Source organism: Pirellulales bacterium (assembly GCA_036499395.1).
In the GTDB taxonomy this organism is placed as follows: Bacteria; Planctomycetota; Planctomycetia; order Pirellulales; family JACPPG01; genus JACPPG01.
In genome coordinates this window covers 90,455-104,670 of the sequence record DASYDW010000136.1, presented here as the reverse complement: position 1 = coordinate 104,670, position 14,216 = coordinate 90,455, and the positions used below count along the sequence as shown (strand labels likewise).

The window sequence follows — 14,216 nt, the reverse complement described above, 5'->3', positions numbered from 1 at the left end:
CGTAAGCAGCTCATAGCGAGGGAGAAGCGATGCGCCGTTTTACATGCTGTACCCGTCGGACCTGGAATGTGATCTGCCTGGCGATGCTGGCCCTGTTGGGAACGGCGCTGGCTGCCGATCGACTGCGTGCCGAGCCCGCAGCGACCGCCGACATACCGCTCGAACCGGTCGTCGTGGGGACGCCGGAGCGAATCGAGGTGCAGCCTGCCGCATTTCAGTTGGCAACGCCGCAACGGCGGATGCATCTGATCGTCAGCGGTTTCTACGCCGACGGCACAACGCAGGACTTGACTAGGTCCGCGCAGTTCAGCTCGAGCGATGAAAAAATCGTTCGCATCGAGCAAGGTGTGGCGATCCCCGTCGGCGACGGACAAGCCGCGATCACGATCACCAGTGGTGGTCAAACCGCGACGACCACGGTCGAGGTTTCGAATCAGTCTCACCCCGAGGCTGTGTCGTTTGAATACGGCACGCTGGTCGCGTTATCCAAGCAAGGGTGCAATTCCGGCGCGTGTCACGGCTCGCCCAGCGGCAAGGGGGGATTCCGCCTGTCGCTGCGGGCTTACGATCCGGCGGTCGATACCGAGACGCTAGTGCGCGAGGCGTTCGGCCGCCGCACGAACGTATACGAGCCGGACGAAAGCTTGCTGCTGCGGAAGCCTCTGATGGAAATCGCGCATGGCGGCGGTCGCCGTTTGAAGAAGGCGGACCCCAGCTATGCGATCTTGAAGGAATGGATCGCTCAAGGCTGCAAGGCTGATCCGGCCGATGCCCCACGTTGTGTGAAGGTTGATGTTTATCCACGGCAGCGTGTGCTGCGTCGTCCGGCTCATACGCAGCAGATGCTGGTGCTGGCGCACTTCAGCGACGGCAGCGTTCGCGACGTGACGGAACTGGCCTGCTTCTCTAGCTCGGATGAAAGCGTCGCCACGGTCGACAACGATGGCTTTGTCGTCGGGCTGGATCGCGGCGAATCGGCAATCCTGGTCCGCTATTTGGAGAAGATGGAGACGGCATCCTTGGTATTCCTCAAGGATATCGAGGGCTTCAAATGGAACGCCCCACCGGAAAACAGCTTCGTCGACCACGACATCTTCGAAAAGCTCCAACAACTGCAGATTCTCCCTTCGGATCTGTGCAGTGATGAGGAATTTGTCCGCCGCGTCTATTTGGACGTCATCGGAGAACTGCCGTCGGTAATTGATGCACAGAAGTTTCTGGCCGACACCGCACCGGACAAACGGGCGAAGCTGATTGATGCTTTGCTCGATCGGCCCGAGTATGCCGATTTCTGGGCCATGAAATGGGCCGATCTGCTGCGGTTGCGCGGCAACAAAGTCACGCCGGCAGGTGTTTACAAGTTTCATCGTTGGCTGGTGGCCGCCTTGCGCGACAATATGCCGGCCGACCAGTTTGCCCGCACACTGCTCACCGCCGATGGCAGCACGTACTCGAATCCGGCGGCAAATTTTTATCGCACCGCGGCCGATACGAATGACTGCACCGAAACGACGTCGCAATTGTTCTTGGGCATTCGCATCCAATGCGCCAAGTGCCACAACCATCCCTTCGAGCGGTGGACGCAGGACAACTACTATGGCATCGGTGCCTTCTTCAACCGCATTCAGAAGAAGCCCGGCATGACGCCGGAAGAACAAGTGGTATGGATCGCCCGCAGCGGCGAGGTCACACAGCCGCGTACCGGCAAGCAGATGAAGCCCTGGCTGCCGCTAAAGGGGGACGCCGAGGTCACGGGCGACGAGGATCGACGCGATTCGTTCGCCAATTGGCTCACCGCGCCCGACAACCCCTTCTTTGCCAAGGTGGAAGTTAACCGCATGTGGGGGCACCTGATGGGGCGCGGCATCGTCGAACCGGTTGATGATTTCCGTGATTCGAATCCGCCGGCCAGTGCCGCGCTATTGGATCACCTGGCCAAGGATTTCGTCGCGCACCGCTTCGATCGAAAGCACACCTTGCGCACCATCCTCAACAGTCGGGTCTACCAGTTAAGTTCGCGTAAGAATGACTTCAATCGCACCGATACCAAGTACTTCTCGCATGCCACGACTCGGCTCTTAAGTGCCGAGCAACTGTTGGACGCCATCTGTCGCGTTACCGGGATCGACGAGAAGTTCGCCGGTCTCCCCTCGGGCACTCGCGCGACCCAACTCCCCAGCCCTGACACGGACAATTACTTCCTGAAGGTGTTCGGCCAACCAGCTCGCGAGACGGCTTGCCAATGCGAGCGTTCGAGCGACTCGAATCTGTCGCAGGCGTTGCAGATGATCAATGGTCCGCTCGTGCATTCCAAAGTACGCGACGAAAAGAACCGGCTACGGTCCCTGGTCGCGGCCGGAATGGGTGATGCCGACCTGGTCAGCCAGCTTTACCTGGCGGCCTTGTCGCGGCCGCCCAGCGAGGCCGAAGTGGGGGCTGCCACCCGCCATATCACGGCCAGCGGTGACCGCATGCGCGGCTTGGAAGATGTCTGCTGGGCGTTGCTGAACGCCAATGAGTTTTTGTTCCAGCACTAACTGTGCCGTCGCGAGAGAAATGGCTTTTTGATCGCCACGCCTGTCACCTATGGCAGACGGCAATGGGCGAAGTTGATACGAGGTTAAACGCATGCAAGCGATTCGAACGCTCTCCGTGATTCTCATTCTCCTGGTCGCAGCTGTCAGCTCGGTCCGAGCGGACGAGCCGGCCGCTCAAACGGCAACGCCGGTCAGCTTTACGAAGGACGTGGCCCCGATCCTGGTGCAGAAGTGCCAGGCTTGCCATGGTCCGGCCGACCCGAAGGGAGACTTTCAGACCACGACGTTCGAGTTGTTGGGCAAAGCAGGGGCGAGTGCTTCGGCCCCGATAACGGCGGGCAAGCCCGACGAGAGCGAACTGTTGCGGTTGATCGCCTCGGAAGACACCGGTGAGCGGATGCCGAAAGACGGTGATCCGCTCTCAGCGGAGCAAGTCGCCACGGTCCGCCGTTGGATCGAAGAGGGGGCGAAGTTCGACTCGCCAGACCCCAAGGCGCTGTTGGCCTCGATCGTGCCGCGGCTTCCGCATCCGGCTCCGCCCGAAACCTACCGCGTACCCGTCCCGGTGACGGCGCTTGCCTTCCGTCCTGACGGTCAGGAGTTGGCGGCCAGCGGCTATCGCGAGATAACGATTTGGAATCCAGCCACTGGGGCCCTGTTGCGCCGCATTAAGGATGTGCCGCAGCGCACGTTGGGGCTGGCGTACAGCCCGGATGGATCTCTATTGGCGGCGGCCGGCGGCCTGCCAGGTCAGTCGGGCGAAGTCACGTTGTATGACCCTGCGACCGGAAAGAGCGTTCGGCAACTCGGATCGATGTCGGATGTTGCCTGGGGAGTGGCGTTCAATCCTGCCGGTAATAAGTTGGCGGCCTGCGGGGCGGATCGCTCGATTCGTATCTACGACGTGGCGACCGGCAAAGAAGATCGCGTGATCGAGGATCATGCCGACTGGGTCATGGCCATTGCCTGGAACCACGACGGCAGCAGGCTCGCCTCGGCCAGCCGCGATAAGACCTCGAAGCTATTCGACGCTGCGACGGGGGAGTCTCTGGTGACCTACCCGGGCCACGGCGAACAGGTCTTCGGCGTGGCATTCAACGCCGATTCCAGTCAGGTTCTGTCCTCCGGTCGGGACAAGAAAATCCACATCTGGAAATCAGCCGATGCCGGAAAGATCGCGGAGATCACCGGCTTCGGCCAAGAGGTCTACGACGTCACGGTGCAGGCGGGGCAGATCTTCTGCTGCTCGGCCGATAAGACGGCCCGGCAGTTCGAGGCCGGTGAGCGAAAAGCTGTTCGCAACTACGAGGGGCATGTCGACTGGGTTTACTCCCTGACCTACAACGACAGCACGAAGCGGCTGGCCACCGGCAGCTTCGACGGGGAAGTTCGCGTGTGGAACACCGCTGATGGCGCTCTCATCACGGCTTTCAAAGCCGCGCCTGGTTACGCACCGGCAGCCACGCAGCCAGTTGCGCAGCAAGCTGCCGCCAAATAGATTCCCATTCGCGGAGCAGGTCATGGGCTGGGCGCCTATGGGAGCCTGATGCCGCAACGATTTCCGACTCCCGCGCTCGTGAATCTTGTCACGAACTCCCTAGCGCGCTACTGGCTGCAAAATGCGCAGTCCGACCCTATCCTTCGTTTGACTTCCTGCATATTGTGGAATTAGGCAAGCGAGTTCTTCGCTCAGCCTCACATCTTTTCCCTCTCATTCTTCGATTTTCACGCGGTGTCGCAGATGGATGCGCACATCGTTTCGAATATTGGCATCGGGTTTGCTTCTGAGCCAGTCGCATCCTTGAGGCGGAAACGCCTCGGGCAACTGCGACTGAGAGAGTTCGATGCATTCCGTCTTGTTCTTGATTGCCCGAACTCTGCCCGGGAGGAATGGCAGAGAAACGTAAGAATCGCAAACGCTTCTTAGAGTGTTTGCCCTAAACAGAGTTGAGGCGCCCCATGTTTCCCTCTTGGGCCGTCAATCGGTCCCGCTCGCTGTTCGCATCTGCGTCCCTTGCAAAGTCGCGAGGCTTGGCAAGAATACTGCTCGTCGGAGCGTTAGCATTCTTCGCCATTCTTGGCGCAGCCGGCATCGCAGAGGCTGAAGAATCTCGCGAAACCGAGAGCAAGGATCGAAATGCGAAGTTGGTCCTGGGGGTTCGCTGGGGTGACGCTGATTGCGCCAAGCGGCTCGATCGACGCACACGCAGTCTGTTGGCCGTCGTATCGTATTTGGGCGATTTCGATTGCCGTCTATCGTCCGAGGCCTTGAGTCACGCCCGGCCGGAACGTTTGGTCGTTGATGGCCCGTTTCAAGATACGCTGTTGAACATCCCGGTGCAGGGCAACGCCCATGTCGAAGGCGCGCTCAGCATGGTGCCCGTTCCGGACAATCAACGGGTCGTCGTCGATGTTCACGTTGACGGCACCGTCCGCCTGGCAGGGTCGGGCGTTTCGCATCGCGTACAGATCGAAAGCGACGCGACGGTCACGTTTCACGCGGTGAAGCGGATGTTCCTTGATGCCACGGGTTTGACGTGCCAACCGGCCTCGTGCATCGCCGAAAGCGATATGGTATTCAAGGAAATTACGGCCAAGCAGCAGCCACGACTTCTCGGCAAGTTTGCCGAGCGCGTCGCCCAGCAACGCGTCTCGGATAGCCATGAGGCGGCGGAAGAAGAATGCTCGGAGCATGTCGTGGATGCGATTTGTGCTGCCTTCGATCGCGAGTTGGGTAACTCCGTGAAGATCGTAAACCTGGCGCTCAGTGATTATTTGGCCAGCGCCACTGCCGAGAATCAAGCGCAATGGCAGCGGGTACGTTTTCTCTCGGCCGACGACAGTATCTCGATCACTCGCGATAGCGAAGTTCAGTCGCAATTCGCTGAGATGTCGGCCTTATCGGGCGCTTCGCGCCCGCCGGTGGTGTTGTGTATTTCGCGCCGATCTTTTGGAGTGGGGCATGCGTTGGCCGGATTGCAGCTTCTACAGCCCGCCGTTCCGGCGGGTTCGCCAGCGGCTGCTCCTGCCATGCCGCCAATGCGCGCCCGCGTAAGCTGGCAGAAAAAGACCGTGACGGTGACACTCGACCATGACCGTAGCATCGGCCTGGCGCAAGAACCCGTCATTGGCGCAGGACAGTAACGTTGTGGCTTGAACTCGTGACTTGTCAGGTCACATTGATGACGAAATCGCGCCCTTCCCACCGACCCGCATCGAGCCAATAGAAGGTGAAGCGGACTGGTGCCCGCTGGGCTGACTCCACCGGAATGTCGCAGTAATTCTGACCGATGGCGGTATGAGTTGAGTCGGAATCATTGGTGTGCTGCCACTCATCAATCGACCAGTGCAACCGAAACGCCGTTCGCGCGATAATCTTTAAACGAGTTCCGGCAGCAATCGTGGGCGGCTGTCGATTGAATTTCCAGATTTCGATCGGTTGTCGATCTCGCTGCGAAAGATACCGCTCGGCCACCGGTGGAAGCAGGTCGAAGACGCGGCCATCGGACGTGGATCGCAGCAGCTTGATATACTCGCCATGCGCCCAGACCAGCGGCATCGCCGCGCCGGTTTCACGGCCGAAGTACAACATTGCTTCGGGCTTGTCCGGTTGATCCCAGACCTGCTCAGGTAGTAGCGCGGTGGGCGTAGCGAATTTTTCCATCGCATGAATGTAAGGAGTCGGGCTGTGGCCGGCCGCAAGTTCGTAATGCCCCCGCTCGCCGGTTAACAACGGCCAGGCGTGCCCGTGCCCCCAACCCTCGAACGGGCCGCCGTCCAGTTTCTGACCATAGCCGTCGTGATTGTAGCGATGCCAGCATGGCCCGTACGGTGTATCAACGCGAAGCACCGCGTCGATGACGCGCAGGGAATCTTCCATCAGCGGCGTGCCCGCCGCGCGAATACCATAGCGCACCAGTTCCAGGAAACCCGCGTCAACAATGTTCTTTGCCGGAAAACCAGTCGGCGCGCCGGGAGGTTGATTCTTCAACTCGATCCAGCCGCGGTTCGGGTCCTCGTCCGCGAACGGATCGCCCGGAGTTACGGGATGCAGGCGGATGTAATGCCGTGAAATGCCAGGCACGAGTTCGCCGGCCGTCGTGACGGTCCATTGGTCGACGTGCGATTCGAGAAAATCGGCGTAGTCTTCCAGCAAGTTGGCCGTGGTTTCGTCACGTCGTTGGCGCGCGAAACTGGCGGCGCAAATCAGGCCTGCGATATTTGCGGCCAATGTTGACGGCGAATATCCGCCATTCTCTTCCCAGCGCTCCTGTGGCGTGGCGGGACCATGCTCAATTAAGTAGCCGGCGGCGTTGCGAATCATGGGCCAGGGATCGAAGCCGTCTAGTCCGTCCGCAGCCTGCAGACGCCAGGCGAGCATGATTGGGAACGAAACTTCGTCCAACTGCACGCCGCGCCAGTACGGCTCGCCACTGATCCAAAAGTTTTGAAAAAAGCCGCCGTCGGGGCATTGCGAACAGGCCAGGTAAATCAGCGCCCGCAGCGGTGGCTTTGTATGCCCCGCGGCCAGCAGCCCGGTGGCGCTGTTGCACATGTCGCGGGTCCACACCAGGTGGTAGCCGCCGAGGGCATCGTCTCCCATAACCTCGCCCCACGGCGTGCTGAGCGAGGCGATCGTAGCGCCGTCGAAGATCTTGTCTTCATGCGCCAAGATCAAGCTATGGCTGGTGCGGTAGAGATTCCCGCCGTCGCCTGCGTGGGGAATGGGTTCCGTACGCAGATGGTCGGCGGCGCGGGCCCATTGGCCGGTAAACGTTTTCAAGTGGGCGTCAAATGGCTCGCTCAACGATTGCGCGATGGAAACGAGCGCCTGGTGCATGGTGTAGCCGAAGCTGAGCGCCAAGGTGAACTCGTGGCTCACGCTCAGATCAAGCTCGCCGGTCAGCGCGATATTGCCGTCGGTGGCCGAATCGAATTGCCAGTCCATGCGAAAATCATGGGCCAGGTCTTGCCAGCCATCGGTGATGCCAACATATCCGCACGAAGTCTTGGCAAAGGGGATCGTCGCCTGCATCGCAAGCCAGATGCCATTCTTGTGCGCCGTCAGAGCCAATCCGTGCGGCGTCTGCGCGACATTGCCGTTATTGTTCCAACCTCCTACGTCGAGGTGCGGCGCCAACAGGACGTAAAGCTTTAGCTTGTGAAGCAGATCGTCCGGCGCATCCAACTTGGTGTGCAAGAGCAAGCAGGGACGGTGCGGATCGGTGATCACTTGCCGTTCGAGCGTGTAGCGCCCCTGAGGACAGTGTGTGGTAATGCGATAGCCGAGCGTATTCGGAGCGAGGCATGTGGAAACGTGGTGAGCGTGCCGCCGGCCGTCGTGAAAGAAGGTCTCGCCGTCGGTCACCATGTATTGCAAGTCGCGAATCTGAGGTCGATCAATTGTCGGAAAAGAGACTTCGTTGATCGTCCCGCGCGACATTGTGAACCAGATGCGGCTGAGATCGGAATAGGCGGTGCCGACCCCTTCCTTATTGGCTCGTGTCCAGCGTGGAGGAATTCCGGGGGCACCGGTCGCAGGATTCTTGTTCAACAATTCCGCCACGTGGAAAGACTCCTGACAAAAAGTTGGCGCGGCACGCTCTGCCGCTGACGATCGGCCACCGCGATGCCTGGCTGCTGTTCGCAACCCCAGGTGCGCATCCGCCGGGTGGCGGGAAAGGTAGCTTGGGGATGGCTTGATCCCAGGCCTGCAAGTTTACGCTGCCGGAATGTCCCTCGCATGCCGTCGGGCCTCATTCGTGGGCGATTGCGCTCGCTGTGAACGCCTGTGCCCCCGAAGATTCGTTAGAGCCGGCGCCCTGCGCCGGTTATTTGATGCCTGCCGATAATGCTTGGCGACCGATTGCCGAAGCGGTACACTGCACACGCATTCACGGCCGGATGTAGTTCGGGACGCGAAATCCTCTTATCGATGACTAGCCGGGCAAAAAGTAGCAGACGATAGGCCTGCCGCGTGGCGCAGATGCTATCGCAAACTAATTGCCTCCGCTTGCGGCGTTTAGGTCCGTGGGCCGGCAAGTACTCGATAGTCCCTCGATCGCTGTCAAGGAATGATGGGCGACGCACAGCACGGAAATGGCTTTCGAGCAACAGCGAGTCGGCGGCGTGCCTGGCGCTGCGCCTTGTGCCTCGCGTCAATTCTGCTCGTTGCTTTGGTCCGCTCGGCCGCGGCGGATGACTTGTCGGTATTTCATCCCGCGTCTCGGCCCGCGGCTTCGATCCGCGATCTGTTCTACCTGGTCTTCGGCATCACGGGGGCCATCTTTGCCCTCGTCGAGGGGATGCTGGTCTACGCGGCTTGGCGATATCGCCGCCGAAAGGCGGGGAACGACCCGGAGCCCGCGCAGGTTTACGGCAGTCAGCCGCTGGAAGTGGCTTGGACCGTGGCGCCACTGTTGATCGTGTTTGTGTTGTTTCTCGTGGTCGTGCGCAGCGTTTTCGAAGCGCAGGAAGGAAACGACGATCCTCCAGCACTGCGCGTGCAATTGATTGGCCATCAATGGTGGTGGGACGTCGTCTATCTCGATGAGCAGCCCGGCGCGGGCGTGCATACCGCCAATGAATTGCACGTGCCGACGGGCACGGATGGCCAGCCGGCACGAATCGAGGTTGAGCTGTTGTCGGCCGACGTGATCCACAGTTTTTGGGTGCCACGCTTGGCCGGAAAAACCGACCTGGTGCCAGGGCAGACTAACCACATGTGGTTTACGGCCGAAGAGCCGGGGACGTTCTTCGGTCAATGCGCCGAGTTCTGCGGTATGCAGCACGCCAACATGAAGCTGCGCGTTGTGGCCGAAAGCGCGGAGTCATTCCAGGCGTGGCGCAAAAACGAGGCACAGCCGGCGCTGGCGCTGGCGAACGTCACCAAGGGGCGCGAGCGATTTCTGTCGCTTTCCTGCGTCAATTGTCACACGATTCGCGGCACTGCGGCCCACGGGACGGTGGGCCCGGACCTGACGCATCTGATGACGCGCCGTACGATCGCGGCGGGCGCCGCTGACAACGATCACGAGCAACTGCGCGCTTGGATCGCCGATCCGGACTCGATCAAACCGGGTTCCGAGATGCCCAACATGCGTCTCAGTTCGGCTGAGATTGACGCGGTTGTCGATTATTTGGAAACCCTGCACTAATTGTCGTTCGTTCTGCTTATATGGCTGTGCTCGATCATCCCGCCGAGAACGTTTCGCCACCGGTCGCCCAACGTGCGCCGTCGTGGGCGACGACGCTCGACCACAAGCAGATCGGCATCCTGTACATCATCACGAGCCTGATATTCATGGCCGTGGGGGGGCTCGAGGCGCTGATCATACGCGCGCAGCTGTGGGTGCCGGACTCTCACCTGGTTGGACCGGACATGTTCAACCAGCTCTTTACCATGCACGGCACGACGATGGTCTTCTTCGTCGTCATGCCGATGCTATTCGGATTTGGAAATTACCTGATTCCGCTGATGATCGGTGCGCGGGATATGGCGTTTCCCCGGTTGAATGCCTTCAGCTACTGGATGTTCGCCTTCGGCGGAACGCTGACGTACCTGAGCTTTCTGGCCGGGGGTGCTCCGAACGTAGGTTGGTTCGCCTATGCGCCGCTGACGGAGTACGCCTTTTCGCGCGACCATAGCACCGACTATTGGATTCTCGGACTCATGGTCAGCGGCATCGGCACCACGGCCACGGCCGTGAATTTGGTGACCACGATTCTGGTCATGCGAGCCCCCGGCATGTCGCTGGCGCGGGTGCCGCTGTTCGTGTGGATGATGATGTTCGATGGTGTGTTATTGATCTTTGCACTGCCGCCGTTCACGGCTGCCGCGATCATGTTGCTGCTGGATAGGGGGTTGGGCGCGCATTTTTTCGATACGCAGGCCGGCGGCTCGGCATTGTTATGGCAGCACCTGTTCTGGTTCTTCGGGCATCCCGAAGTGTACATCATGGCGCTGCCGGCCTTTGGAATCATTTCCGAGGTCGTGCCCGTCTTTTCGCGCAAGGTGATTTTTGGCTACGAGTCGGTCGCGGCGGCAACAGTGGTGATCGGCGTGATCTCGATGGGGGTCTGGGCGCATCACATGTTCACGGTAGGCATGAGCGATGCCTTGGATGCGATTTTTTCGGGAGCGTCGTTTCTGATCGCGGTGCCGACCGGCATCAAGATGTTCAACTGGATCGCCACGATTTACGGCGGCAAGATTCGCATGCAATCGCCAATGCTGTTCGCGGTGGGCTTTTTGGCGATGTTTCTAATCGGAGGATTGACTGGCATTATGCTGGCCGCGGTGCCGATCGACTGGCAAGTCAGCGACAGCTACTTCGTGGTCGGGCATTTTCATTATGTGCTGTTTGGCGGCAGCTTGTTCGCCATCATGGCCGCCTATTACTTCTGGTTTCCGAAGATGACCGGCCGTTTGTTGAGCGAGCGCCTGGCACGCTGGCACTTCTGGCTGATGCTTGCCGGCTTTAACCTCACCTTTTTTCCCATGCATATCGCCGGCCTGCTGGGAATGCCGAGGCGCATTTACACGTATTCGGCCGATCGTGGTTGGACGATCTGGAATCAGCTTTCGACTGTCGGCGCCATGCTGCTGGCGGTCAGCTTCTTGTTCTTCTTCTGGAATCTGTTTGTGTCGTGGCGGCGCGGGGAATCGAGCGGTGATGATCCGTGGGATGCGTGGACGCTCGAATGGGCCACGACTTCGCCCCCGGCGCACTACAACTTCGAAGAAATCCCGATCGTGCGGAGCCGCCGGCCGCTATGGGATTTGAAGCATCCGGAAGATCCCGACTGGGAACACGAGTAGGACACCCGATTCATGAGTGAAGCACATCTGACTAGCGCCGCCGCAACCGGCCACGGGCATCATCGTGGATTCCCGGCCGCCGATTTCAACGAAGAGCATCGCGTGCAGGTCGGGATGGCGTGCTTCATTTGTTCCGAAGCGGCGTTCTTCAGCACGTTGATCGTGGCGTACATCACCTATTTGGGAAAAGACACGATAGGACCAACGCCGGCCGAGGTGCTGCGCTGGCCGCTGGTGATCGCCGGCACCATTGCGCTCGTGTCGAGCAGCTTTACCGTGCATTGGGCAAACAGCGCACTTCGTCAAGGAGACTTGTCTGCCTTTCGCCGATGGCTGGCCGCGACGATTCTCCTGGGAATTGCGTTCTTGGCGGGGACGGCGGCGGAGTGGCGCGACTTGATCGTCGAGCACGGACTCACGATTGGTACGAACCTTTTCGGCACGACCTATTTCACCTTGGTCGGATTTCATGCGCTGCACGTCACGGTGGGCGTGATCGTGTTGACGTTGATGCTTGCGTTGTCAGCGAAACGATTCGTATCGCAGCAACATCAGGTGGGTTTCGAGGTGGTGAGTTGGTACTGGCATCTCGTCGATTCGGTGTGGTTAGTGGTTTTTACCGTCGTGTATGTCATTGGCCGCTGACATGACCGCATAGGCAACAAGACGGCACCCGCAATATGAATAGTTCGGAAGCAACGATGGCCGAGCACGGCGCGAACCGTGAAACGATCCGGATGCCGATCGAGACGGCGTCACCGCTGGTCGTTTCGCTGGGCATTACGCTGTTGTGTGCAGGCTGTGTGACGAATTGGGCTTTGTCGGGCTTAGGGGCGGCGTTATTGATCGGCGGTCTGGCTCGTTGGATTTCGCAACTGCTACCCGGTCGCGGCGAGGAAGAGCATGCCTGGGTGCCGATCGACCAACGGGCGCGTGCCATCGAACGAGTTGACGTGGCGATTGAATCAAGGCCGCGCGGCTTTATCGCGCGCATGCAAGTGCCAGCCCAGGTGCATCCTTACTCGACCGGTGTGCGCGGCGGCATCGTCGGCGGCGCAGCCATGGCCATCGTTGCCTTGGCCTACGGCCTAGTGAGTGGGCGCGGGATTTGGTACCCGGTGAATCTGCTGGCCGCGATGTTGCTTCCATCAATGTCCGAAATGACGGGCGCCGAGCTCGAGCAATTCGATGCGACGGCGCTTGTGCTTGGCTTGGTGATTCACACAATTGTGTCGGCGACGTCCGGATTGTTTTACGGAATTTTATTGCCGACCTTGCCACGCTATCCCGTGTTATGGGGCGGAGTGATCGCGCCGCTGTTATGGACAGGCGCCATATATGGCTTTATGGGCGTGCTGAACCCGGTAATGAACTCGCGCGTCGATTGGCCGTGGTTCATTGCTTCGCAAGTCGTTTACGGCGCGACGGCCGGCCTGGTCGTGGTGCGATCGAAGAAGGTCCCTTTGCGTCCGGTTTAGCCAACAATGTCGTTTTCGAATCCAATTCTGCTTGTGAAACGTGTGCCATCGTCTTTATGAACGTTAATTCGAGAACGCTGCCAGATTCACGCCGTATTATCGGCTTGTGCTGCGCGCTGGCGGCCGTGGCACTCGCGGTTATGGCACTGGCGGGCTGCGGACGTCGCGAAGCGCTCAAGCACTTCGAGCGGCCTGGCGAGATCCGCGACTTTGTGAAACTGTTTGCCCAGAACTGTTCGGGTTGTCACGGCGCTGACGGCAAGTTTGGTCCGGCGCCACCCCTGAATGACTCGCTCTTCCTGGCCATTATTCCCGATGCCGAATTCACACGTGTAGTTTCCCAGGGACGCACGTCGACTTTGATGCCCGCCTTTTCAAGAGGGAGCGGCGGCACGTTGACCGATGAGCAGATCGCGATTCTCGTGCGCGGCGTGCGGTCGAAGTGGGGCAAGGCAGACGTCGCGGACGCTGCGTCGCTGCCGGCGTATGTTGCTCCGGGCGATGCCGCAGAGGGGCAATCCTCAAAGAACCATGAGACCGCCTTGCAACTCTTCGGACTCGCGTGCGGCAACTGCCATGGCGCGCAGGGGCAAGGAGGCAAGGAGGCCGGGGCTTTGCATGATGCGGCATTTCTATCACTGATCAGTGATCAGGCGCTACGGCGAATCGTGATCACGGGTCGCGCGGATCTTGGCATGCCGGATTTTCGCCGCTTGGGCGCGATGCTGCCCGACGGTAAGCCGCTCTCGAACCAACAAATCGCGGAGGTCGTGGCGTTACTTGCTTCGTGGCGACATCCCATGGATAGCCACAAAGAGCCGACCGATCAGGCGGGGGGATTATGACAACGACAGAACATTCGCAGGCACCCGCCGATGCCGCGCCGGCTGATCCGCACCGCCGGCGCGTGCTGGGCTGGCTGAGCGTTGTGCTGGGCGCGCTATCGACCGTGGCAGCGGGTGTGCCGATCTTGGGTTATTTGCTATCGCCGGTGCTGCGCACGCCGACCAACGAATGGATTGACCTGGGGCCGGTCGAAGATTTCCCTGAAAAGCAGACGCGACTGGTCGACTTTGTCGATCCGCTCCATCGACCGTGGGATGGCGATTCGCAACGTTTGGCCGCCTATGTTCGGCGTGCAGGGCCCGACGTATTTCAAGTATTTTCCGTGAACTGCACGCACTTGGGCTGCCCCGTTTCCTGGTTTCCGCAATCGGGTCTGTTTCTCTGCCCCTGTCATGGTGGCGTGTATTACGAAGACGGCAGTCATGCCTCGGGGCCGCCGCCGCGTGGGCTTTATGTGCTTGAAAATCGTGTGGCGAACGGCCGACTGTCGATCCGGGCCGGGCGTTTGCCAACCCTGCAGCAACCTGGCTGAAA

10 protein-coding genes are annotated in these 14,216 nt (G+C 60.0%); 9 read left to right on the top strand and 1 reads right to left on the bottom strand.

Going from position 1 to position 14,216, the window contains the following annotated elements; translation table 11 throughout:
• Window positions 1–29: 29 nt before the first annotated feature.
• From VGN12_28850 to VGN12_28840, 3 genes are all read left to right on the top strand, one after another.
• On the top strand, window positions 30–2,537 hold the full coding sequence (locus tag VGN12_28850) for a DUF1553 domain-containing protein (GenBank protein HEY4313495.1): 2,508 nt from the start codon (window positions 30–32) through the stop codon (window positions 2,535–2,537).
• A 91-nt stretch (window positions 2,538–2,628) separates the two neighbouring features.
• Window positions 2,629–4,035 carry a c-type cytochrome domain-containing protein gene (locus tag VGN12_28845; GenBank protein ID HEY4313494.1) on the top strand — a complete coding sequence of 469 codons (1,407 nt, stop codon included), beginning with the start codon at window positions 2,629–2,631 and terminating at the stop codon, window positions 4,033–4,035.
• A 533-nt stretch (window positions 4,036–4,568) separates the two neighbouring features.
• Complete coding sequence (locus VGN12_28840; protein ID HEY4313493.1) at window positions 4,569–5,681, top strand: hypothetical protein; 1,113 nt, start codon at window positions 4,569–4,571, stop codon at window positions 5,679–5,681.
• A 25-nt stretch (window positions 5,682–5,706) separates the two neighbouring features.
• Here the strand turns inward: VGN12_28840 and VGN12_28835 are convergent, their stop codons facing one another.
• Entirely contained in the window at window positions 5,707–8,103 is a 2,397-nt protein-coding gene (locus VGN12_28835; GenBank protein HEY4313492.1) for a glycoside hydrolase family 15 protein, read from the bottom strand.
• Between the two features lie 580 nt (window positions 8,104–8,683).
• On the opposite strand from VGN12_28835, the gene coxB reads away from it, so the two are divergent.
• Genes coxB through VGN12_28805 form a run of 6 tightly spaced genes read left to right on the top strand, consistent with a single transcriptional unit; the run spans window position 8,684 to window position 14,214 of the window.
• A complete protein-coding gene (gene coxB / locus VGN12_28830; protein ID HEY4313491.1) occupies window positions 8,684–9,694 on the top strand; it encodes a cytochrome c oxidase subunit II in 1,011 nt (336 codons plus the stop codon).
• 20 nt (window positions 9,695–9,714) lie between these two features.
• Window positions 9,715–11,358, top strand: coding sequence for a cytochrome c oxidase subunit I (gene ctaD / locus VGN12_28825; protein ID HEY4313490.1), 1,644 nt, complete (start codon window positions 9,715–9,717; stop codon window positions 11,356–11,358).
• Between the two features lie 12 nt (window positions 11,359–11,370).
• A complete protein-coding gene (locus VGN12_28820; GenBank protein ID HEY4313489.1) occupies window positions 11,371–12,003 on the top strand; it encodes a heme-copper oxidase subunit III in 633 nt (210 codons plus the stop codon).
• A 35-nt stretch (window positions 12,004–12,038) separates the two neighbouring features.
• Entirely contained in the window at window positions 12,039–12,836 is a 798-nt protein-coding gene (locus VGN12_28815) for a hypothetical protein (protein ID HEY4313488.1), read from the top strand.
• 56 nt (window positions 12,837–12,892) lie between these two features.
• Window positions 12,893–13,681: a c-type cytochrome gene (locus tag VGN12_28810; GenBank protein ID HEY4313487.1), complete on the top strand. Its 789-nt coding sequence runs from the start codon at window positions 12,893–12,895 to the stop codon at window positions 13,679–13,681.
• Window positions 13,678–14,214 carry a Rieske 2Fe-2S domain-containing protein gene (locus tag VGN12_28805; protein ID HEY4313486.1) on the top strand — a complete coding sequence of 179 codons (537 nt, stop codon included), beginning with the start codon at window positions 13,678–13,680 and terminating at the stop codon, window positions 14,212–14,214. The genes VGN12_28810 and VGN12_28805 overlap by 4 nt, the downstream gene beginning before the upstream one ends.
• Window positions 14,215–14,216: the final 2 nt, after the last annotated feature.

Excerpts from the sequence above, each read along its gene's own strand:
- VGN12_28850 (HEY4313495.1), top strand. The coding sequence starts at position 30 with ATGCGCCGTTTTACATGCTGTACCCGTCGGACCTGGAATGTGATCTGC.
- VGN12_28845 (HEY4313494.1), top strand. The coding sequence starts at position 2,629 with ATGCAAGCGATTCGAACGCTCTCCGTGATTCTCATTCTCCTGGTCGCA.
- ctaD (HEY4313490.1), top strand. The coding sequence starts at position 9,715 with ATGGCTGTGCTCGATCATCCCGCCGAGAACGTTTCGCCACCGGTCGCC.
- VGN12_28820 (HEY4313489.1), top strand. The coding sequence starts at position 11,371 with ATGAGTGAAGCACATCTGACTAGCGCCGCCGCAACCGGCCACGGGCAT.
- VGN12_28815 (HEY4313488.1), top strand. The coding sequence starts at position 12,039 with ATGAATAGTTCGGAAGCAACGATGGCCGAGCACGGCGCGAACCGTGAA.
- VGN12_28810 (HEY4313487.1), top strand. The coding sequence starts at position 12,893 with ATGAACGTTAATTCGAGAACGCTGCCAGATTCACGCCGTATTATCGGC.
- VGN12_28805 (HEY4313486.1), top strand. The coding sequence starts at position 13,678 with ATGACAACGACAGAACATTCGCAGGCACCCGCCGATGCCGCGCCGGCT.